Origin of the sequence: Flammeovirga yaeyamensis (genome assembly GCF_018736045.1) — a bacterium.
GTDB classification, from domain to species: Bacteria; Bacteroidota; Bacteroidia; order Cytophagales; family Flammeovirgaceae; genus Flammeovirga; species Flammeovirga yaeyamensis.
This window is the reverse complement of sequence record NZ_CP076132.1, coordinates 3210943-3235297: the sequence shown is the minus strand read 5'-3', so window position 1 is coordinate 3235297 and position 24355 is coordinate 3210943. Positions and strand designations below refer to the sequence as shown.

Sequence of the window (24355 nt, the reverse complement as noted above, 5' to 3'; positions counted from 1 at the left end):
ATGAAAGAGTTATTTATAAAGTTCGGTAGTTTTATTTCAGGGTTGAGTATTTTTCCATTCCCAACCGGGCTTGGTAAAACATTTTTTTCTCTTCAATATATTATTGAGGAGTTTGTTTTTAATAATAAACACTCAAAAAAGCAGATTATCTTTCTTACAACATTAAAGAAAAATTTACCCTATGAAGAACTTTGTGAAAAAATAGAACAAAAGTATGGAGAAAAGGGGAAAGAATATTGTGATGATTTTGTAGTTCACCTCAAAAGTAATGTTGATTGTGTTATTGGTCTTTTGGAAGGTAGAATTAAAATTCCCAAAGTTGAAAAAGAAGCAAGTTTATACCTTGAACTGGAACAATGTTATAAGGACTATTTGAGGTTTAAGGACTCAAATATAGATGACAGTGCTTATAAAAAACAGCTAGAAGCCCAATTAAGTAAAGCAGAAAGAAATTTCAGGAAAGATCTCTCAAAAAGAATAAAAGAGTCTTTTAAAAATAGAACAGTAAGTATTGATCTTCTAAGAAATCATGAAAGGTTCAGTTGGGTTGAAGAAGTATATCCTCAGGTAAAACTAAAACAAGCAAAAGTTGTTTTTGCTACGATAAAAAAAGTATTTTTTTCAGTTGATACTATTATTTCTGGGAAACATACTTTTATAGTTGACTCAAATTTAAAAGATAGACTTTTTATTATAGACGAATTTGATTCATGTAAAAAAGACCTATTGGATCTATTTATAGACATTGCAGATCGTAATGCGAACAAAGGAGATGTAATTTCTAGAGTTAATGAAGTACATTCAATTTTAAACTCAAAACCATACCCTGTAAATTTATTTGGTATTAATCAAGAAGCATTAAATAATCGTTTCAAAAAAAGGTATAGATCGCTTGTAAAAAGAGCTAAAACTTATAATAAAGATTATAAACTTTCATTTCCCTATAAGTTTACAGAAGATAATGATCAGCCAAAATCATTTCTATTTTCAGATTTCACCAATGAAACAATAGCAGAACCTTCGGAGGGTGAAGATACAGGGTTTGTAAGAAGTTATTATCAGAGACATTTTAGAGTTAAAGAGAAATATAATGAGGTTTCTATTATCAATGAAAAACCTACAGATTCTAAAAACCTATTATTGGTATTGAATAATATCAATAAGCTTTTAATTCAATTTTCAAATTTTGTTTACGATCTAACAGAAGAATATACAAACTTAAACTCAGAGGTATCTTATGATGATGCAATTTATACGGTACTAGATGCATTACATATTGATTCACAAAAGAGAGAGATTCAAGAATATTTTATTCAACTCATAGAGTACTATCATATAATTACACCAGCTAACAATGAGAATTTAAAGTTATCTCTAATTACAAAAGGCTTTCATTACATAGATATTTTTGACAATCCATCACATAACACTAGAACGGTGTTTAAAAAAGTAGAAGCTTTTTTCCCTGAGTTATGGTTAATGAAAATTTGTGAAAATGCGATGGTTATTGGTATGAGTGCAACGGCAAATATTTCTTCATCAATATCAAACTTTGCCATTCCCTCTTTAAGTGCATATCTGAATGAGCATTTTTATCAATTAGATCTTTTTGATGAAGAAATTATTAGGAATTCAATTTATCAGAAATATAAGTTATTTGATAAAACGAAACTTAATATTAAAGAGATTAATGATACTACTTCAAATTTGAATAATATAATTAATCTAAATTTCAAATTGAGACCACATAAAACCATGGTTTCTAGTTTAAGCGATCAATTGGAAGAAATTGATATAATAAGGTTAATTAATATTGCTGTCATCTATTATGATTTTAAAGTATCAAATAATATCAACTCTTTTATATGCTTTTTAAATAAAGGCTTTAATGATTCAAAATATTTTAATAGGCATCAGTTAATTAAAGTAATAAAGGCCTATTTAAAAGAAAAAGGATTAAAGAAATCAGAAAATGAAATAAATAAAGATATCTTTTTTGCAATTGGACCAACCTATCAAAAAAATATAGAAAATGTTCGAAAAAGAGCAGAAATGGGAGAGAAGGCATTCCTGATTACCACTTATAATACAATGGGAGCAGGACAAAATATTCAATATAAAATTCCTGAAGATATTAACGTTTACTCGATAAATGGACTAGATTATAATAATGAAGAAAAAGATTTTGATGGGTGCTATTTAGAAACGCCGACTTATGTCATTAACTCATTGAGTGGTGATAATAAGGTTGAAACTAAAGATCTTCTTCAATTTTTATATGAAACCACCTATTTATTCTTATTCGATGGACTAAGTTATACAGAGAGGTATCTTAGATTATTATTTGGTTTTAAAAAGAATAGAAATAAATATGAAAAAGCTCCTTTTAACAACAAAAGGAAAATGTTTTTTATCAATGCTATAAATAAAATTATTATTCAAGCTGTTGGAAGGCTCTCTAGAACAAATACAAAGGGCATTGAAACCAAAATATATATAGATCAATCATTAATTGAGTATATCGGTAAGTTTGATATTTCTTCAATGTTTTTAGGTAAGGAATATGAATTATTACATCAATATTGTTTTGAAAAATTAAGTTGGAATTCAGACTCATCCCATTTAAAAGATATTAATATTAATAATACTATTTTAAGTAATGAGATTATAAAAAAGATTACATATGGTAGTTGGGATGAGAGATACATTCAGCTTTATCATGAGCTCAGTGACTTTATTTTATCTAACCCAACTATATCTCAAAACAAAATTTCAAATCATAGGTTCGCAAAATTTTTTATTAGAAATCCTCAACCTTCTAAAGTTAATTCATATTCTTTTTTTACAGACACTGATTTTTCTATTCATACAAAAGAACATCCATTGGAGATTTCTTTTGATAATAAGAAATCTTTTGAAGTAAGTGATTTGTCAGCTCGATTGGATATAATACAAAAGGTACCATTATTAAGGGATGAATTTTTAAATAGAAAAATACCTTTAGTATTTACAGAGAACGATTACATATTAAATCCAGTAGCTTACAGAAATATTTACTTGGGTAGATTAGGTGAATTAGCAGGACAAATCTTATTAGAAAAAACTCTGAACATAGAGTTATTAGAATTACCTGAAGAAATATTTGAAGTATTTGATTTTAGAGTTAATGATGATGTTTATATTGATTTTAAACATTGGAACACTTCTTACGCTGTGAAAGCAACAAAAGAACGTCAAAGAAATTTTGAAAAAATGAATAGGGTGGATGCTAAAGTAGTACTTATCATCAATCTAATCAATGATGATCCAAACCATAGAATTATCGAAACAGCACAAGGTGGAAAGGAGCTAATTGAAATCCCTGGTCTTTTAGATAATGATGGTAAATTGATAAATTCTTCATTTATAAAAATCCAAAAATATGTCAACTAAAGCTTATTTAAACCAATTTGGAATTCGCCTTGAAAAGGAAAAATTCTTTTGTGATTATAGTATAATACAAATAAATGTAGTGAGTAAATGGTCCTACAAAGATCTATTTTTAGATAAAGTAATTGAAGGAGTACATGCAATTATGAGTAAAGAGAAAGGGAAATCTATTTTTTTACTTGCAGATGCTTCAAAGTCTAACCTTATTCTTTCATACTTAGATAATGCAATTAAAAAAGAAAATAAAGGGTATTCAAAACCATTTCTATTAAATGAAAGTACTGTAAAGGATGATGTATTATTCCAACTACTATTGAATTCATTAGGCAATGCAGATAAGATTGGATACAGTAATATTACTGGACAGATTTTTTACAAATTAAAGTCTAAGGGAAAAGAACAAATTGCTTTAAAAATAGATATTGATGAAAATTGTGTAGTATCTCTAAAAGTGACTACATTTTCTCCTAGAAGGTTAGTTTTTCACTACAATAAAAATTGTTCTCAAGACAAGAGGAAAAAGATTTTGTCAAGACCCACTTATGTATTTGATGCTGATACTTTAACATTTAGAAGAGACTTGCATGAAAGTGATGATTGTTATATTCAAGGAAAAGTGACGAAGACAAAAAACAATGTCGATTTCATGGGGTTAAATATAGAAGAGTTTGAGAATACAAAAATACAAGTGCTGATTGATATCTTAAATGAAATTAAAAGTGTCTACAGTGAGTACAACTTGCAGTTTAATCAATTTTGTTTCGAGTCATTCTGTGATTGTTTAATTTCAGGCAATTCATTCAGATCAATAACTAAACCGATTTATTATTATAATAATACTTCTGTAGGAGTTGACATAGATGATTATCTAAGTGAGTTAGGTTTACAGTGTGCAGAATTGAAATCTCTAAATGATGTAGGTGAAAACGATTTTCTTTTAAATATTGTCAACTCAAAAGAGTTTTATACTGGAAAAAATGATCCTCATTTGAAAGGAGATCAAAAATTTATTTACCAGAATATTATAGCTGAACAGTTCAATAAATCAAATTCTAAAAAGGCATATCTAAGTAAGGTTCTTCAAGAAATGACGATTAAGGAAGATATTTATTTCCAGAAAATGATAAATTCAAACTGGATAAACTATAAATTAATTAATCCTATATCTTTCTATCAATATGAGCATTCTGAAGAAGAGAGAGTAAGTGATTTACTGATCTTAAGTATTTCCACTAATGGTTTAATAGAATTTGATCAAAAATTCTTTAGTACTTACATTCCAAAGAATGATGTTTTTCATAAAGATAAAATGACAGGTTCTAATGTTGAAGGAGGTATAGTTTATAATAATTCATTTTATATTATTGAAAAAACAACCTTAAGATCATTTCCAATGATAGATTGGCTAAATACTCAGAAAAAAGAATATTACAATAAAGTAGAGTTAAGCCTAATGGAATTAAGAGAAATAACTGAATCTTTTCGTGAAGAATATCCTGAGTCAAAAAGTTTAAAAAGATTTAATGACCTAAAAACTGATTTGGATAAATCTTTAAAAGTTGATTTAAGTATTGAAGAGGTAAGAAAGCTATTTTTTAGATGGGGTCCACATCCCTTGGAGAAGCTATTACTCTCTAAAATCAAAGAAGAATTAGATGTTAAGGTTGAAAAAGGTATCAAATCTAGTTCAGATATTGAGTTATATGGGAATAGTTTATTCAACCTTTGTTACCATAAAAATGGTAATGAAATTTATTATTGGGCTCAATCTCCAAGTAAGGAACATAAATTTAAACTAGATAAAACAAATGTTATAAGAAAAGTAACTTGTGTTAACGGTAAAATGGACGAGTCGTTAATAAAAATATTATTTGAAATGATGAAAGTGGATTTTGTAAGGGTCAATGCACCGACAGTTCTACCTTTCCCTTTTAAGTACTTGAGAGAACATTTGAAGATTGGAAAAATTGATTTTATACAAAATGAGTTGAATAAGATGCTTTGATTATATGATCACCTAGAAATGATATTGAAGTAATTAAGTTAAATTGGTATATCACTTCTAGGTAATTAAACTTTTTAAGCACAACTACTTAAAAGTCGAAATTTTTATTTTCACCACCATTTTCCCCCACAAACAAAAAAAACCGCCCTTACATCACTGTAAACGCGGTTTGTTGTGGAGTCGGAGGAAATAGAACTATTTGTACAATTTTATTAGAAATAGTCAAAATGATTGGATAGTCTGCATTTATCTATACAATTTGCTATTAGAATGTATGAGATTATTCATTCCAGTACAGTTTTATTTTCACCAATATTTTCACCGCTTTTTCGGTGAAAGTATTTAATGATCAAATGACATGGCAACGGTAAAATTTTTCTTAAAGGAGAAAAATGCGAAAAGGGTTACAAGGATTATTTGTATTGTCGCTGACGGAGTAGATGTGCTAATTAGGTTGTCTACTGGAATCTCAATACCACCTAAACATTGGAGTAAGAAAAATAATAAGGTTCTTTCAAGCAATCCAAATGCGATAGTATTAAATAGGCAATTACAAGAGTTCAAAAATAAGGTATTAGAAATATATCTTGAATCTAAAAGTGATGGGATTATAGCTGATGTAGAATATATGACTGATAGGTTAAGGCCTAAAGAGAAAGTAGTATCTACTAAGCAAAAATTTTGGTCTATTGTCGACGATTATCTTAAGTATAAAGAAAAAAGATTGTCACTATCTTCAATTAAAAAAATCAAGTCGTTGGTTGTTCATCTAAAAGCTTTTGAAAGGAAGAAGAAAATAACATTTGATTTAGACACCATTGATAGGAAAACTTTAGAATTGGTTCAAGATTACTTTTACTATCAAGCAAAACTTAACCTTCAATCTACAGCAAAATATTTAGGTCTATTTAAGACATTCTTAAATTGGAGTAAATCTATGAAGCTGACACAAAATGAAGATCATAAGCAATTCTCACTAACACATCAACCTGATATACTTAAACCAATATTAAGTGATGATGACTTGACTAAGTTGTTTAATGCAGAATATGAAAAAGGATACTTAGACAATGCAAGATGGTTGTTAATTTTATCTGCTTTAACAGGCTTAAGGTTTAGTGACTATACCAAAATAAATTTGGGCCAGTTGAGGTATGATACTAATGGGAATGAATTTTTGACAATTAGACAAACAAAAACTAAGGAAAGGATAGAAGTTCCATTGAATAAAGACGCTTCTAGAATAGTTCATGATCTGATCTCTGGTAAGTTAAGAGCAATTAGTAACCAAAAGCTAAACAAATATATAAAGGAAGCATGTAGGCTTGCTGGTATTGATGATGAATTTGAAGTGGATCAATTTGTTGGAAATAAAAAGATCACATCTTTTAAGCCAAAATATGAATTGATTACAACACATACAGGAAGAAGAACATTTGCTACAAAGTTATTATTGAAGGGAGTACCATCTGCAACAGTGATGAAGTTTACCGGTCACAAAGACGAAAAAAGCTTTTCTAAGTATGTAAATATCCCAAAAGAAAAAGAAATGGAATTAGTGAGATTAGCATTATCATCGTAGTAATTCCGGGACTGTAAAATACTGTAAATATTTTTCTTTAAATGTTGGATACTCTGCAGAAATCTATACTACTTGCTTTAGCATTGTAAGAATTAATATCACTTTAAATGTTTTAGTTAATATGGTAAATCCTTTTGAAGAAATTTTACTTAGATTAGATGAGATTCAAAAACAGACTAGTTTTTTAATGGAGCAAAATAGAGTAACTAATAAAAACGTTGCCTCTAAAAAAGAATGGATGACTATAAATGAAGTAATGACTGAATACAAGTTATCTCGAACAACTATTTATAAGTATATGAGAAATGGAACTTTGCACTACAATAAATTCGGTGGAAAAACAATGGTTAGTAGAGATCAAATGAAAGCATTTATAGAAGGGCAAGTATAATACTTTTTCCACAAAGGACAACTTATGCTTAAATTTTGAATACAATACCATCTAAACTCCTATTCAATCTAATTTTGGATAGGAGTTTTTTTTATATCCTTATTGAACCTAGTGCCTAAAAAATAATCTCGGAAAATTTTTTTCTGACTAGGGCAAAGAATACTTTACCTATACTACCTATTTAATGGGGGGGCTATTAGATTCTATAAGAATCTATAAAGAGTAATGAACTAGGACACCTTCCTACCAAACCTAATACAATAAGACTTATGCCTACCTAACACAGAAGACAGAACCTTCTATGATTTAACTGAAAATTACATGAATGGTAATCATTTCCTATCATATCCCATACTTTTTGTTACCTTAAAGTTCGGGCCCAAAACAATTGATTTGCCCGATTTCCTATATTAGAACGATATCCTAGATTTTGATTAGTAACAAACTATCCTGAAGGAGGTATTGTAAGGATATTACTTGAATAGGGGTTAGTTAGAGCTATTGCCTTTTTGTTACCCTTTAGGTTTGTAATAAACTGTTTAGCAATCTTCTTATTTACGTTGTATCCAACCATTATTTGTTTAAGGGTAAATCTATGTCCATTAGTATAATCTATAATAAACTCACTTAACTTATTTTCTGCGCGAATTTCTTTGGATGTCTTCTGTTCTCCATTTCTTATAACATCATGACATTTAGAAATATGAATTACAGCATCATCTTCATTGTAGGTGGACATAGATTCTACTTTTGAAGTTATGGTGCAATTTTTTTGATACACTATATTTACAAAATATATATAGTCCTTCAATATTTCTGCACCTTTCTTTTTCCAATACGTTTTGACAGTTCTAAGCGATATCCCCAATATATAGCTAACTTCTTCACAAGTTAAATGGATGTAGTCTTTTAATGTATTACTAATCCTAAGTGCAGTAATTACTCTTTTAGGTGGATAATCCTTCCCGAATTTTTCTTTCCATGCTTTTTTTAATGTCAATGTATTATGGCAAGTTGATAGCGTTCTTGCTAATTCATCAATAGTCATTATGCTTTTCAAATTAGCAGACATTTCTTTGGCGATTTTTATCCTTTTTACCTTCGCTTTTGATTCTACAGCAATATTTCCAATTTCGCTTGGAAGATATTCTCTATTTGGGTTTAATACATAATAATACTCATTTGTTTTCCATTTTTCTTCTTTAACCTTATCGATAATCTCATTTAGTTCATTTATTGTGTATGGATTATAAAATTTGTAGCGAGGAGTAAGCTTCCCCTGTCTAATCTCAATGAATTGCATAAAAAAACAGATTTTCAGAATATCCTCTTCTGCGATATTTTGATATCGAAGCGCTTGTATTTGCTCTGTTAAATAATCATCTTCGAATCGAGAACATTTGATAGTATTGTACAACTTTTTTTGTATTGATTTATTATCTCTCAGGAATTTACTTTTTCTTAATCTTATAGTACAAAAATTAGCAATGAAAAAGGGGATGTGATTATCAGCATGAAAGCATTTCTTACTGTAGTGAGGATCAATACATAATTTATATCTTCCATTTCCCGAAAATTTTGGTTTTCCACCATGGACCCTCAATGAATCAAAATAAGGAAGATCATTTATGAAATCATAAATTTCTTCAATTGAAGGCATATTCACACTTTGTTCAAAAAAATAATACCTAAAGAAATGGTTGTCGTGAGTATGTGCACAAAACTTCTTGATTAAATGATTACCATTTATGTCTGTACCATCGATGATAGTATCTTTAATTTTCTCTAAATCTTTCTTTTCTCCTCTATTATTGAGATCAATAATAATGTCATCTATTCCTTTTAACCCTTTGTGGAGGAAATTTTCGTTTGGGTGTATAAAGTAGAATAGTAGGTTAGGGTGATTATTCGCTGCTGTTACATAGTTTCTTACAGCACTATAAAATGATACCTTTCTTTTGTCAGTAAAGCTTTCTCTTAAATCTGCATCGAATAATAAATTAACAACTTCAACACCTCTAAGATCATTGAGTAATTGTAAAATATTGTCGCGTAATAGTTTTGTGTTTTTTTGTTTAGTAAAATGAATTCCAGGTATTCCGACTGCAGGTATACCATTTAAGCAGAGTTTCATCGCTTTTTTCTCTCCTTCAACAATAGTAAGGGTTTTTATCTTATCATATTTACCATAGAAGCAGTGATATAAACCATTGAGAAATATTTGAGAGGGTTGTCCCTTAGGTGATTTATACTTGAAGTTTTTACCTGTCCTTTTTAAATATTCATCAGATACTCTTACTCTGATGTATATCTTTTCCCATTTATTATTTTCTGGCCTATATCTGATGGGATTACCTTCTAAATCACAATAATAGATGTAGTAATCAACACTTTTATCTTGTTTGTTTAATTCTACCTCCTTATTGATTTTTGAAAAGGTGTATCTATGTTTACCTAATCTGAGATCCCAATACTCTTTAGGTAACGATAGAATAACATTAGCTGTGCTATTCATTAATAAAATTGATGCACAAGTAATTATAGGGTGTTTTCTACCATCAACCTTTTTTTGAGAATTCGTAAGGTTCTATTAAATTTGTAGTATACAGTAAACGGATTAAGTATGTATGTTATAGCGCCAACTATAACTTACACCTTATATTTACTCCTACATTACTTGTATGTGAGAACTATAAGCATCATTTCATTTCCCGTGCAATGATGCTTTTTTTATTTGTTATACGTTTAAGTTGAAAGCACTTTTTAATGCTTCAGCTCTTTCATTCTTAAATTTTGCTTTTAACATGTAATAGAGAGATTTTAGCTTCAAAGTATCAAAATCTAACATTTCTGCTAAGTCGTTAATTTCTTTCCTTGTGCTATTTTCCCATAAAATTTCGCCCCAAAATGGATTGAAAATTTCTGTATTTTGTTCCTCAATAGATTCATTATCTAATATGAAGTCAATAGAAACCTTGAATAGCTTAGACATAACTAATAAATCTTTTGCCTTAGGAAGAGTCTCCCCAGATTCATAGTTATTTACTGTTCTTAGATGAACGCCTAATTTTTGAGCTAGTTCAGCTTTTGAGATACTGTACTTTTCTCGTAACTGAGATATTCGATTACTTCTAAGTATTCGTTTCATATTACAAGTTTGAGCCTAAAAATGTAGTGTATCAAATTTTTTTTCAAAAAAAGGTATTTTTTTTTCTTAGCGATTAGGTTTAGATAGGAAAATCTTAAAATATAGGGCTTGAATCAGTTGTCTTTATTCTTTTGAATAATAATCTACTTCTAACATACTTGCTTTAGAAATTCGAATATAAATATCATCATCACCTATTTTGTCTTTGTAGTTTTTTTGTGCTTGCCCTGCCCACTCTCTTACATCATTATATTTTGCATTTATATAATTATTATATTCACTAGAGTTAACCCAACCTTCTCCTCTGTCAGTTCTGAAAATATTTTGATATGAAGTTCCACCAAATAAATGATATCTATCTGCTGTTTGTTTGGTAGGGTGGCCATAAGTATTTCCTGCGGGGAAAATCACATATTTTGGAGTTGTTAGTTCACAGAATTTTTTTGAAGAGCCATTATCAGCACCATGATGAGGAGCTATAACTACATCTACATTTAATTCATCTTTTTTGTTTTCAGCTAAAAATTTATCAGTTGCAATTAGATTTGAGTTATTTGATCCAATTTTTCGACCTACTGCATCTCCAGTGAATAAAATTGACTTATTCATGTAAGTAAGTTTCATAATTATACTAACAGCATTTACTGATTTAGCTTCACTTAAATTCCAATTTGGTAAAGGTTGGTGGAATCCAGATAAAAATTCAAAATAAGATTGACCTACATAAAAGTTGTCTTGCGTACTAATATTTCTTTTTTCTTTATTTAAATTTATTACCTGTGTGTTCTTTTTGGATTCTACTTTTTCAATTTTACGTAATAATCGATTCCAATAAGAATTATGGTTATTTCCAATATTATTTTTTGTGTATCCAGTTGTAATTATTTTTTTCACATAATATTTTTCTAACACATATTTTGCCGCATAGATATGATCTGCATCTGTATGAGATAGTACCATAAATTCAATTGAATCTCCTTTTGGTATTAATTTACTTATCTTACTTTTAAAAGTTTTTCCTTTGTCTTTGTGTGCGCCTCCTGCATCATAAATTCCCCATTTATTGTTTTCAAGTTCTAAGATTGTTGCATGTCCAGCACCAACATCAAGTACATGCACTTCAATTTGTGCGAAAGAATTCGTTATAGTAATAAGAAGTAAAGCAATGATTTGATAATATTTCATAATAATTATTGATTTAATTTGATTTAAGACAAGAACAAGATCTAAAAAAATTAATTAAAATATAATGTAACACTAATCTTAATTTTAATATGTTATCTTGTCGGTAATTATATAAGAGTAATTTTTGCCTTTAGCTAATGAACGTTTTTAAAATCCATCAGGAAGTTGTAGAGAAATATCAGAACTACTTACAAAGCTTTATCCAGATAAAAAACAAAAAGATTAGGGAGACTGTTGAACAACATTTTAAAGAGAAGAAGTTTTTACCAGAACCTTTAATCCAATTTAATCCATCTTTTGCAAAAGGAAAGCCATTAGATCATATATCAGGAATTCATCCTGAACTTAAAACCATATTTGGTAATTACACATTATATCAACATCAAGTAGAGGCCTTAGAAAAAGGTCTTAATGGTGAAAGCTTTATTGTAACTTCTGGTACTGGGTCAGGTAAATCTCTTACCTTCTTAGGTACAATCTTTAATGACATACTTCAAAAAAACACAACTAAAAAGGGTGTAAAAGCGATTCTTGTGTATCCTATGAATGCTTTGATCAATTCCCAAGAAGAGGAGATCATGAAGTATGAGGTGAATTACTTGAAGAAATATACTTCTGAGGAAGATATTAAACAAATAGAAGGTCATTTAGAAAATGGGGGAGAAAAACCATTATCAGAGTTACTTGAATTATATAGAGAAAAAAGCACGAAAAAATTTCCTGTAACTTATAAAAAATATACTGGTCAAGAAACTCAGAATCAAAAGGATGATTTCTTAGAAAAGCCAACAGACATAATTCTAACAAACTATATGATGTTAGAGTTAATCATGTCTCGTAAAAAAGAAAAAGGTCTTAGAGATAGTTTTCAAAATACACTGAAGTACTTAGTCTACGATGAATTACATACTTATCGTGGTAGACAGGGAGCTGATGTTTCTATGTTGAATAGAAGACTGAAAGCTCTCGTACAAAGAGATATTATTTGTATTGGTACATCTGCGACAATGGCTACGGGAGAAACTATTTCTAAAGTCAAAGAAGGTATTGCAGGGGTAGCTAAAACACTTTTTGGTACTAAGTTCTCTAGTGATCAAATTATTGGAGAGTATTTAGAATATAGCACTAACGTTAGAAGTTTTAATCGAGATAAATTAATAAAAGAGCTTGACAAATCATTCAATAAAGATATCGATAAAGTTAAATCGTTATCCAAAGATGAAGTGAAAGTTGAAGTAGATGATTTTATCAATAATCCATTAGCAATTTGGCTTGAGAAGAATATTGCATTATCCGATCATGATGAGGTCATCCAAAGAGGAAAACCGATGACATTATCTGACATAGTTAATACTTTATCTTCTGATTTAAACCTAAAATCTAGTGATTTACCTGAAAGGGTAAAGGAACTATTAAGATGGGCTGAGGCTTTAAATATGAAACATGTAGAAATGGGAGAAAGAAGATCATTCCTTCCATTTAGATTTCATCAATTTATTTCTCAAACAGGTAATATATATTCAACGTTAGGTGACGATAAAACTCGTTATATTACTTTAGAAGATGCTCTTACATATGAGGATAAACCTCTATTTCCTATTATGTTTAGTAGACACTCAGGGTATGAATTTTTGTGTGTTGAAAAGAATTATTATAATGGGATGTTATTGGGCAGAGACTTTAAGAATTTATCTCCTAAAATTAAGCAAGATGATTTAAAAGGGAGTAAAAGTTTAGGGACAAAAAGAAAAGAACTTACTCCAAACCAATTAGTTCAAGGTTATATCTTAATTGCTCATGATGATACTGTTTTGGATAAAATCTGGAATGAAGATAAATTAGAATACCTACCTGAGACATGGTTTAAGAAAGATGGTAGAACTCTGACAAATTACCATGAACATTATCTTCCTAAGCCAATTTTCTTTGATGAAAATGGAGAATTCTCAGATGATAATGCAAATTTACCTTTTGAAGGTTTATTTATTCCAACTCATTTTACTTTTGATCCTACATGTGATGTGATGTATGAAGGTCAAGCAACTGAAAGAACGAAGTTATCAGGAATAGGTAATGAGGGTAGATCTTCTGCTACAACTATTATATCATACAGTATATTAGAAGCTCTTGTAAACGAGAAAATTCCATTACAAGATCAAAAGGTATTAAGTTTTACTGATAATAGACAAGATGCTTCATTACAAGCAGGACATTTTAATCACTTTTATACATTAGGTCAGCTTCGTTCAGCAATATATTCTGCAGTTAAGAAATTTGATACTTTAGATATTTTTTCGATTGCTGACAAAGTTAGAGATATGTTAAACTTAAAAGAAGAGGACTATGCTTCAAAAGTAAGTTTCGTATCCAAAAAAGAGAACCAAAGAATTTTAAGCCTCTTTATTTTCTATAAAGTAATGGAAGAGCTTAAATTAGGTTGGAGGTATACAACACCTAACCTAGAAGGAGCTGGTTTATTATCTATTGAATATGGAGACCTTAAAGATTATGTAGCTAATGAGGAGTTTTATAAGAACAGTGATTGGCTATCAAGTTATAAGGAAGAAGATAGATATGATTTTGTCTATCAGATTCTACAGTTTTTTAGAACATCTTTTGCAGTTTCACATAGGTTTTATCAAGATGTATTTGATGAGAATATAAATCAAATTTTTGATAGATTAAACCCTGAAACGCCATGGTCTATCAAGAGTTACAATGATATTGATTTACCAAACCTTTTGATGTTTGATATTCCTAAGAAAAAGAAGAAAGCAAGTATTAAATATGATTCTATAAAGAGTATTGGGTTTAGGTCTCAGTTTGGAAAGTACCTGAGAAGAAAGTATCAGGATGCATTTCCTGATGAACCAAAATTAAATAAGACAAACTATAATAGTGAGATTGAGAAACTATTTACAAGCTTATTAAATTTTGAACTTATTGATGCAGTAAATCTTGCTGATGGTGAAGTTGCCTATTTGATGAATCTATCAATTATTAATTGGAAAAAGAATGAAAATTCAATGCCATATACTGATAAGATACGTCTTGTTATGCATTCTGATGATGCCAAAAAGAATCAACCAAATGAATATTTTAAGCAATTCTATCAACAGGATTTTTCGTCCTTTCCAAAAGTATTTAAAGCAGGTGAACATACTGGTCAAATAGCCGCTAAAGATAGACAAGTGGTAGAAGGTGAATTTAGAGAAGGAAAATTATCGGCTCTTTATTGTTCTCCAACTATGGAACTAGGTATCGATATCAAGAACCTCAATATTGTTCATATGAGGAATGTACCTCCAAACCCAGCTAATTATGCTCAAAGGGGTGGTCGTGCTGGTAGAGGTGGTCAGACAGCATTGGTATTTACTTATGCATCAAATACTAGTCCTCATGATAGACACTATTTTAAAAATCAAATCGACATGGTGGCAGGAGCTGTAACTGCTCCAAAGATAGATTTGAGCAATGAAGAGTTACTTCAAACACATTTTCACTCAATGATTATGATGGATCTTAATTTTGAGAAAAACCATCATGATGTTAGAAAAATTGGCCAGTTATTAGATGTAGATAATAAAGAATATCTTCCTGTACATAAGAACATCCAAGAGAATGTAAAAGCTTATATTGAAAATAATATAGTTACTGTTAAGAAGGATTTTGAAAAGATATTAGAAGAATTAGATCTTAAAAATAGCCAAATAGCAAATTGGTATAGAGAAGATTGGGTAGAGGAGAAAGTAAATCAGTTTGCAACTTCATTTAATTATTCCTTTGATAGATGGAGAGCAATGTATCATGCAGCTCAAATATTGGTAGACAAGGCAAGAAATATAATTGATGATCATACTATAAAGGATAATAGTCAAGAATATAAAGATGCTAAAAGGAATCAGAACCTAGGAGAGAAACAAAGGAATCAATTATTAGGATCTTCATATAATAAAGGTGAAAATGAATTTACCTTATACAGGTATTTAGCTGCAGAAGGCTTCTTACCTGGGTATAATTTTACAAGATTACCTCTCAGAGCATATGTAGGAGGGAATAAAGCAAATGAAGAAGGGGAATATATCTCAAGACCTAGAATGATTGCTTTACAAGAGTTCGGGCCACAAAGTATGATCTACCATAGAGGGAATAAATACAAAGTAAACAGATTGGAGTTACCTAAATCTGAAATTGAAAAACATAAAATAAGATTTTCTACGACAACAGGTTTTGGCTTTTTAGATGAATCGGGTAAAGGAGTTGATAATGATCCCATCACTAATAAAAAATTAGATGATGTAAATGCTAGATTAATTAGCATGGATAATTCAGCTACAACACCAATTGAAAAAATTACAAGTTTCGAGGAAGAACGTCAGCGATTAGGTTATCAAATTGAGCACTTTTTCAGTTGGGATAATAGCAAAGGCAATAAGATAATTTATTATCAAAGAGGTGGAGAAAATATAGCCCAATTTACTTATGCACCAGCTGCTAAATTAATTAGTGTAAACAATAGATGGAGAACATCTAACGAAACTAAGGAGCCTGGATTTATCATTGGTAATAAAGATGGAATTTGGAAAAATAAGGGGCAAGCAGAAAAAGCGGAAGAAGGAACAGTAGAGCGAGTGACCCCTTTTACAACCGATACTTCTGACATTATCTATATTCAACCATTAGGGGAATTGATTTCTGATGGATTTGATCATGAGGTTACTGTTATTTCATTGATGACTGCATTAGAAAGAGGGATACAAAAAGTTTTTTCTGTAGAGGAAGGAGAGATTGGTGTTTGGACAATGGGTGATAAGAGTAGACCTAATATTTTAATATATGAGGCTTCTGAAGGTAGTTTAGGAGTATTACATCAAATAATAAAAGATCCTTCAATTCTAAATAAAGTGATAGAAGAAGCCTACACTTCATGCTTCTTTGATATTACAACAAGAGAAGAAATACCTTCTGAATCAGGAAAGAAACGAGAGGATGCGACTTATGACGATCTACTCTCATATTATAATCAGATGAATCATAAAAACCTAAGTAGACAATCCGTTAAACAACCACTTGAGATGTTGATGGATGGTAACTTGGCTAGTAGTGAACATTCTTTACAAGAAGATAGGCATAAGGAGCTGCTGGAGGCATATGACAAGAATTCTTATATGGAGAAAAAGCTCATTGATTATTTATTTTTGAATAATTTGAGGTTACCAGATAAGGCTCAGTTTAATATGGAAGACTTTTATGTTAGTGTCGATTTTGTCTCTCAAATTGATGATCATCCTTATTTAATTTTTGTTGATGGTAGTGTACATGATAAAGAAAGTGTAAAAGAAGAAGATAAAAAGAAGCGTCAGCTTTTACAGAATAATGGTTTCACTGTTATCGAATGGAATTATAAAGAGAAATTAGAAGACTTTGTTAAAAAGTATTCTTACGTATTTCCATCATTAAAAAAATAACGTCAACTGCTTTTAAGTAGTTGACAGATAAAAGAAATTATAAAAGGCATCTTATTATGTCCACTAAAAATTTACCAGGTAATCTAATCAAATTCAGAGGTAGAACATGGGTAATTCTACCTCAGGAGAATGAAGATATATTTTTGTTAAAGCCACTCGGAGGATCTGAAGAGGAAATAACAGCAGTATATAAACCGCTGTTAAAAATTGAAGGAGGCTTCAAAGAAGCACACTTTCAAGAACCTACAATTGAAGATATAGATAACTTTGAAACGGCTCAACTTTTATTCCATGCAACAAGGTTATCCTTTAGAAATGCTGGAGGTCCTTTCCGTTGTATGGGTAAACTATCATTTAGACCAAGGTCATATCAGGTAGTTCCTTTGGTGATGGCTTTGAAACAACAAATTACAAGGTTATTAATTGCTGATGATGTTGGTATTGGTAAGACAGTGGAGGCATTAATGATTCTTAGAGAAAGAATTGAAAGAGGAGATGTCTCTCGATTTGCAGTGATATGTCCACCGCATCTTTGTGAACAATGGAAAAAGGAGCTTAAGGATAAATTAGATATTGATGCTGATATTATTCGTTCAAGTACAGCATCAGCTATTGATCGTAAAATATCTACTGATCAATCTGTATTTGCAGCATTGCCTTACCAAGTAATATCTATAGATTATATTAAGTCAGAAAGAAGAAGAAGACAATTTCTAAACGATTGTCCTGACTTTGTGATTGTTGATGAAGCACATACATGTACATTACCTTCTGGAGCAACATTAAATACCCAACAGTTACGTTATCATTTACTAAACGATATATCTAAGAAACTCGATAGACATCTTTTATTACTTACTGCAACACCCCATTCTGGTAAAAATGATGAGTTTTCAGCTTTATTAGGTTTGCTTAATCCAGACCTTGCAAAAGTGGATCTGGAGAATGCAACACCAAAGCAGAGAGAATTAATTTCAAAATACTTTATTCAGAGAAAGAGAGAGAATATTGAAAGGTGGTTAAAGGATAAAGAAAAATTCCCTTTTCCAAAAAGAGATAGTAAAGAACTAGATTATGAACTTTCTCCATCTTATCAAGAGGTGTATATGTTAACTAGGGCATTGGCTAAACAGTTGACAACAACTAATGGAAAAAGAAATCAATATTGGGCTGCTTTATCATTACTGAGAGGAATTATGTCAAGTCCTGATGCAGGAATTGAGATGGTGAGAAATAGAATGAAGAAGAAAAAAGCCATTATAGAGATTGAAGAAGAGGAGACAATAGGACAAAAGTTAAGTGCTAATTCTGATAATATTGAATCTTTAGACGGTTTAGAGTTTTCATCAAAGGAAATGAATACCATGTCTAAAATTCATGACTTATTGATTGATGTAAAGAAAAAAGGTGGGGATAAAAAGGTTATCAAAACAGGTGATTTGGTAAAAGGATGGTTAAAACAGAAGTATTCGCCAATCATCTTTTGTAGATACATTTCAACGGCTAAATATTTACAAGAAGCTTTAGCTCCGTTACTCCCTTCTAATGTACACCTAGAAGCGGTTACTTCCGAGCTTTCTGATGAGCAAAGAAAAGAAAGAATTGATATTATCGGGAAGGCTAAAAAGAAAGTACTAATTGCTACAGATTGTCTCTCTGAAGGGATTAACTTACAAGATCATTTTGATGCTGTTTTACATTATGACTTACCTTGGAATCCTAACCGCTTAGAACAAAGGGATGGTCGTGTAGATAGATTTGGGCAAACGAAAGAAGAAGTAAAATCTTATGTTTTATGGGGTTCTGATAACCCTATGGATAAGATTGTTTTGACAGTACTTTTAAAGAAAGTAAGAGACATACAGCGTACAACAGGGGTGTCTGTTTCTCTTGGTGAAGAGAACCTTTCAATAATGGATGAAATCTTAAAAGAGGTTTTAGAAGAGACAAATGTAAATCAAGGGAAACAGTTGAGTTTAGATTTAACGGTTAACGGTAAAGCCCTTGAACAAAAATTCTCTAATGAGATTAGTCAGATTAAGAGTAAAGCGGAGAAACTAAGGTCAATCTTTGCTCATGAAAGAGTAAAACTATCTGAAATAGAAACACTTTTAAAAGAGGTAGATGAAGCCATTGGTGATGTGCAATCTGTAGAAAACTTTGTCATTTCCGCACTAAAACATTTTGGTACAATTACTCATAAACAAGATGATCATTATACCATTGTAGCAGATACTTTACCAATCAAATTAAAAGTCTTCTTCCCAAGTGATCTACAACAGATTCCTATGTCTTTTGTTTCTCCTACTCCAAGAGCACAAATTTATATAGGAAGGAACCATCGTTTTGTAGAACAATTATGTCAGATGGTAATGAATGCTGCTTTTGAAAAGCAAACTACATTAGAAAAAGTAGCAAGAGTAGCCTCTATACGTACAACTTCTGTAAAACAATTGACGGTTTTAATTCAGTTTAGAGTGCGAAATGTAATTCGTGAAAAAAGTAGAAGAAATGAATTAATCGCAGAAGAATTATTCCTTTGGGGGTATGAAGGTTTAGATCCTTCAGTTTCTAAAAAGACATTGTCTTATAATGAAGTAAAGAAGCTATTATTGGATGCAGTTCCTCAAGGAGATATGCCTTTGGAACAAAGAAAACATAATATTCAAGAGCAGTTAAATAATTTTGAAGATATAAAAGAAGAGTTTATAAAATTAGCGGAGGAGAGAGCTGAAAACTTAGTTGGAGCTCAGAGTAGCTATAAAACATTAGTGGGTGGTTCAGATTTTAAAGCGGTCTACCCAGTATTGCCTCCAGAGGTAATTGGAGTTTATGTATTACTACCTGTAGCTAAAAAACTTTTCTAACCCTTATCACAATAGTTTATGAATTATTCAGGGATTCAAATTCAAGGAAATATCATCTCGGGAGAGATTTTAGATAAAATACAATCAGCAGAGGACTATAAATTTCAAAAACCTAAAGATTTCGGCTTTAAAAATACGGAAGATTTAAGGGACGAAATAGGTATTGCGTGGCATGATATAAGACAACTGTATGAGCGTTTCCATCAGAAAACAGAAAAAGCGAGAGCTTCTGATGATGGAAAAAAAGCTACTGACTTATGGATAAGGAATTTTCTTGATTACTTAGGGTACGAAATAAAAGATGTAGTCCCTCAAGTGATCAATGATAAGACCTATAATATATCTCACAAAGCCGACAATGATTGTAACGTACCTATCCATATTGTTGGTGCAAAATTAGTGGAGGGTGAACTTGTCTTATTAGATCAGTCACTAGAAAGAGGTCAGCGTACACCTCATAACTTGTTACAAGAGTATTTAAACAATACAGAGAACTTATATGGTATTGTAACCAATGGTTATCAGTTACGACTACTTAGAGATGCGACAAGGTTGACTAAATTGACGTATTTAGAATTTGACCTTAAGAAGATCATAGAAGATGAACTCTATTTAGAGTTTGTTCTTTTATATAGAATCCTTCATAAGACAAGGGCTCCAAAAAGTATTGATGATAATGAATCCTCTTATTGGGAAGTTTTTCATGCCGATGCGTTAAGTTCTGGTTCAAGAATAAGAGAAAAGTTATCATCGGCTGTTGAAAAATCCATTATGCAATTAGCGAATGGTTTTTTACAACATCCTGAAAATTTAGCATTAAAGAATCAGGTTGAAAACTATTTGAATTCTGAGGATGCTGGATATAGAAGTCAACAACAAACGGAGTTTTACCATAACCTTCTAAGGATGGTATATAGACTCTTGTTCTTGATGGTGACAGAGGAAAGAGATTTGATATTCCCTTCTCATGAAAATAAATCATGGGATAAAAGAATTCAAAAAAAGAAGAAAATCTATTATGATTATTATTCTGTATCTAGGATAAAAAAGTTAGTAGAGAAAAAGCATTTTATTGAAAAACGACCTCATGACTTATGGGAATCTTTAAAGATGTGTTTTGCCATCTTTGAAAGACAAGAAGTAGCAGAAGAGTTTGGGTTGAATGCGTTGGCTTCTGGTTTATTTTCACCTGATGCTTTGGGTACATTGTATGATTTGAAATTATCCAATGAGGTGTTTTTAGAGGTGTTGAGTAATCTGTCTTATTTTCAGAATGAGAAAAAACAACTCACAAGGGTTAATTTTACTGACCTTGATGTTGAGGAATTTGGCTCTATGTATGAGGGACTACTAGAATATCAACCCGTCATAAAAGTTGAAGGGAATAAGTATAAATTCCAATTCGAAAAGAGTGAAGAAAGGTCTTCTTCTGGTTCTCATTATACTCCTGAAGAGCTTGTCAGACCATTGATTAATCACTCTTTGAAATATCAGGTAGAGGATAGGTTAAAAGATCCTGATCAATTTATTTCAACAACTAAGGAGTTAAATCATCTTCAAAAACAGGAGATGGCTTTATTAGGATTAAGAGTATGTGATGTTGCGTGTGGTTCGGGACATATTTTACTTTCAGCTGCAAGATATATTGCTTTTGAATTAGCTGTTGTTCGTACAGATCAAGAACAACCAAATAATGAAGCAATTCGACTAGCTACTCGTGATGTGATTAAGAATTGTATTTATGGAGTGGATTTAAACCCATTAGCTGTTGAATTATGTAAAGTAGCTCTATGGTTAGAGGCACATAACCCGAATGAACCTTTAAACTTCTTAGATCACCATATTAAATGTGGTAATGCCATTGTTGGCTTGGCACATATGGAAGAGTTGAATAAGGGTATAGCAAATGAAGCCTTTAAAAAACTGGCAGGAGATACTGCTATTGCTTCAGAGTTTTCTAAACGAAATAAAGCAGAGAGAAAGTTATTTGAGGAAGAAATTAAATCTGCTGGACATCAGAAAACACTTGATAATCAAAAATCATTGGAAGATACTATCAAGTTGGTAACTGCTGAATTTAGAAAGTTTGGTAATATGCCAGAAACAACTTCAGGGGAGATAAAACAAAAAGCAGAAGCATACAAAAAATTAGAAAAAGGAGTCCACTGGTTTAGATTGAAACAGTTGGCAGATATTCAAATTGCCCAATTTTTTATTGATAAAAATGAAACAACAAAAGATCAACTAGTAACTCAAAAAAGTTATCAATCATTTCTTAAGACTGGTGCTCAAATAACAGGACAGGGCCCCGCTAAAGCATCAGCTATCGCAGAAGAGAAGAAGTTTTTTCATTGGTTTTTAGAATTTCCTCAGATTATGTCTGGAGGTGGGTTTGATTGTATTTTGGGGAACCCGCCGTTTTTGGGAGGACAAAAATTAAGTAGTTCATTCGGTGTTGATTTTCTTGAATTTGTCAAATATTATTATGCTCCAATAGGAAGTGTTGATTTAGTAACATACTTTTTTAGAAGAGATTTTGAGATCATTAAAAGAGGTGGGTTCCAATCATTAATTTCTACAAACACTATTTCCCAAGGTGGAGCAAGAGAAGGTGGATTGGCTGTAATTGAAGATAAAGGAGGGGTAATTAACCACGCTGTTCGTTCTATGAAATGGCCTGGCGTAGCAGCTGTTGAAGTAGCTTTGGTAACTGTTCATAAAGGAGATTGGTTAAGAAAATTCATCTTAGATACTAAAGAAGTAGATTTAATAAATACTTATATAGATGACCAAGAGGATTTAGGTGATCCATATTCATTGGTACAAAATCAAGATAAAAGTTTTCAAGGATCGATTATATTTGGAAAGGGTTTTGTATTAGATCCAGAAGAAGCACAAAATCTAATTGAAAAAGACCCTCAAAATAAAAATGTTCTTTTTCCTTATTTAAATGGACAAGATTTAAATAATAATATCGATCAATCAACAAGTCGTTGGGTAATCAACTTCTTTGATTGGGATGAGGAAAAAGCAATGGAATATCCTGATTGTTTTAAAATTATAGAAGAAAGAGTTAAGCCTGATAGATTAGAAACAGTTGAGAAGAAACTTGCAAAAGGGCAAAAATTAAATAATGATGATAGGACTTTAAGTGAAGAATGGTGGAAGTTTTTAAGACAAAGACCGAAACTATATGAAATTATTAAACCTTTGGAAAGAGTTTTGGTAGTTCCACTTGTATCAAAATATTCTTCTTTTGCATTTGTGGAAAATGATAAAGTTTATATGCATAAATTGGCTGTTTTTGCAATAAATAGTTTTACTGAATTTGCTATTATTTCTAATACTTTTCATCATTTATGGTCTTGGAAATATAGTTCAACTTTAGGTGCTAGTACTCTAAATTATTCTCCTACTGACTGTTTTCAAAACTATCCATTTCCTTCAAGTAATTCTATTCTAGAAACGATAGGTGAAAAATATGATAAAACAAGAGAAGCTTTGATGGTAAATATATCTTTAGGTTTGACCAAAATGTATAACCAATTTCATAATAAAGATTTAACACTTGAAGTAGAAAACCTTAAAAGCAAGGATTTCGAAAAAACATACGGTAAAGAAACATGGAATCTTTACAATCACCTAGAAAATAAAAAAGAAGGAAAAGTAAGCTATCAAGAAGCCGTTGTTTTAATAGGAGAATTCCGTCTATTGCATGTGCAAATGGATCAGGCGGTATTAGAAGCTTATGGTTGGGGAGATATTCAATTAAGACATGATTTCTATGAGGTAGAATACCTTCCAGAAAACGATAGAATACGATATACCATACATCCTGATGCAAGAAAAGAAGTTCTCAAAAGGCTATTATTATTAAATCATGAAATTCATGAAAAAGAAGTAGCAGAAGGATTAGTAAAAGGAGCAAAATCTAAGAAACAAGATGCTAAAAAGAAAACTCCAAAGAAGAAAGCTCCTTCAAAGTCACCATCTCAACAGACTTCAATATTTGGTGGTACTCCACAACCACAAACTTCTTTATTTGAAAAGAAACCAACTGAAATAAGTATCAATACAAAGTTCACTATTCAAAAAGAAGGTCAATCTCCTATGAAATATCAAATGGTACAAACTGTTGTAAAAGGAGAGGTAAAAGATGGGTACCGACAAATAGATATCCAATCTGCATTAGGACAAAAAGTCTTTAACAGACCTGTAGGCTTCACGTTTGACTATGGTGGAGAATGGAAGATTGTGAGTATTGATGGGTGAGATTTTTA

At 30.8% G+C, this 24355-nt stretch carries 10 protein-coding genes; 7 read left to right on the top strand and 3 right to left on the bottom strand.

What is annotated here, in order from left to right; translation table 11 throughout:
* The 4 genes from KMW28_RS12730 (at position 1) to KMW28_RS12715 (ending at position 7407) form a co-directional block, all read left to right on the top strand.
* Complete coding sequence (locus tag KMW28_RS12730; RefSeq protein WP_169663087.1) at positions 1–3432, top strand: hypothetical protein; 3432 nt, start codon at positions 1–3, stop codon at positions 3430–3432.
* Positions 3422–5434, top strand: coding sequence for a hypothetical protein (locus tag KMW28_RS12725; RefSeq protein WP_169663088.1), 2013 nt, complete (start codon positions 3422–3424; stop codon positions 5432–5434). Before KMW28_RS12730 ends, KMW28_RS12725 begins: the two co-directional genes overlap by 11 nt.
* 358 nt (positions 5435–5792) lie before the next feature.
* Positions 5793–7016 carry a tyrosine-type recombinase/integrase gene (locus KMW28_RS12720; RefSeq protein ID WP_169663089.1) on the top strand — a complete coding sequence of 408 codons (1224 nt, stop codon included), beginning with the start codon at positions 5793–5795 and terminating at the stop codon, positions 7014–7016.
* Positions 7017–7137: 121 nt separating this feature from the next.
* Positions 7138–7407 carry a helix-turn-helix domain-containing protein gene (locus KMW28_RS12715; protein WP_169663090.1) on the top strand — a complete coding sequence of 90 codons (270 nt, stop codon included), beginning with the start codon at positions 7138–7140 and terminating at the stop codon, positions 7405–7407.
* A 445-nt stretch (positions 7408–7852) separates the two neighbouring features.
* Here the strand turns inward: KMW28_RS12715 and KMW28_RS12710 are convergent, their stop codons facing one another.
* The 3 genes from KMW28_RS12710 to KMW28_RS12700 all read right to left on the bottom strand — a co-directional run bounded on the left by KMW28_RS12710 (position 7853) and on the right by KMW28_RS12700 (position 11740).
* Positions 7853–9922: a DUF3854 domain-containing protein gene (locus tag KMW28_RS12710; RefSeq protein ID WP_169663091.1), complete on the bottom strand. Its 2070-nt coding sequence runs from the start codon at positions 9920–9922 to the stop codon at positions 7853–7855.
* A 222-nt stretch (positions 9923–10144) separates the two neighbouring features.
* Positions 10145–10555: a helix-turn-helix transcriptional regulator gene (locus tag KMW28_RS12705; protein ID WP_169663092.1), complete on the bottom strand. Its 411-nt coding sequence runs from the start codon at positions 10553–10555 to the stop codon at positions 10145–10147.
* A 123-nt stretch (positions 10556–10678) separates the two neighbouring features.
* Positions 10679–11740 (bottom strand): ComEC/Rec2 family competence protein, encoded by a 1062-nt coding sequence (locus tag KMW28_RS12700; RefSeq protein ID WP_169663093.1) that lies wholly within the window; start codon positions 11738–11740, stop codon positions 10679–10681.
* A gap of 137 nt (positions 11741–11877) precedes the next feature.
* Here KMW28_RS12700 and KMW28_RS12695 point away from each other — a divergent pair, with 137 nt between their 5' ends.
* Genes KMW28_RS12695 through KMW28_RS12685 form a run of 3 tightly spaced genes read left to right on the top strand, consistent with a single transcriptional unit; the run spans position 11878 to position 24347 of the window.
* Positions 11878–17208 (top strand): DEAD/DEAH box helicase, encoded by a 5331-nt coding sequence (locus KMW28_RS12695; protein ID WP_169663094.1) that lies wholly within the window; start codon positions 11878–11880, stop codon positions 17206–17208.
* A gap of 56 nt (positions 17209–17264) precedes the next feature.
* Complete coding sequence (locus KMW28_RS12690; RefSeq protein ID WP_169663095.1) at positions 17265–20075, top strand: helicase-related protein; 2811 nt, start codon at positions 17265–17267, stop codon at positions 20073–20075.
* Between the two features lie 18 nt (positions 20076–20093).
* A complete protein-coding gene (locus tag KMW28_RS12685) occupies positions 20094–24347 on the top strand; it encodes an Eco57I restriction-modification methylase domain-containing protein (protein ID WP_183363872.1) in 4254 nt (1417 codons plus the stop codon).
* Positions 24348–24355 lie beyond the last annotated feature (8 nt).

What these genes read in the sequence shown, in the direction of transcription:
- KMW28_RS12730 (WP_169663087.1), top strand. Translation starts at nt 1, where the DNA reads ATGAAAGAGTTATTTATAAAGTTCGGTAGTTTTATTTCAGGGTTGAGT.
- KMW28_RS12725 (WP_169663088.1), top strand. Translation starts at nt 3,422, where the DNA reads ATGTCAACTAAAGCTTATTTAAACCAATTTGGAATTCGCCTTGAAAAG.
- KMW28_RS12720 (WP_169663089.1), top strand. Translation starts at nt 5,793, where the DNA reads ATGGCAACGGTAAAATTTTTCTTAAAGGAGAAAAATGCGAAAAGGGTT.
- KMW28_RS12715 (WP_169663090.1), top strand. Translation starts at nt 7,138, where the DNA reads ATGGTAAATCCTTTTGAAGAAATTTTACTTAGATTAGATGAGATTCAA.
- KMW28_RS12710 (WP_169663091.1), bottom strand. Translation starts at nt 9,922, where the DNA reads ATGAATAGCACAGCTAATGTTATTCTATCGTTACCTAAAGAGTATTGG.
- KMW28_RS12705 (WP_169663092.1), bottom strand. Translation starts at nt 10,555, where the DNA reads ATGAAACGAATACTTAGAAGTAATCGAATATCTCAGTTACGAGAAAAG.
- KMW28_RS12700 (WP_169663093.1), bottom strand. Translation starts at nt 11,740, where the DNA reads ATGAAATATTATCAAATCATTGCTTTACTTCTTATTACTATAACGAAT.
- KMW28_RS12695 (WP_169663094.1), top strand. Translation starts at nt 11,878, where the DNA reads ATGAACGTTTTTAAAATCCATCAGGAAGTTGTAGAGAAATATCAGAAC.
- KMW28_RS12690 (WP_169663095.1), top strand. Translation starts at nt 17,265, where the DNA reads ATGTCCACTAAAAATTTACCAGGTAATCTAATCAAATTCAGAGGTAGA.
- KMW28_RS12685 (WP_183363872.1), top strand. Translation starts at nt 20,094, where the DNA reads ATGAATTATTCAGGGATTCAAATTCAAGGAAATATCATCTCGGGAGAG.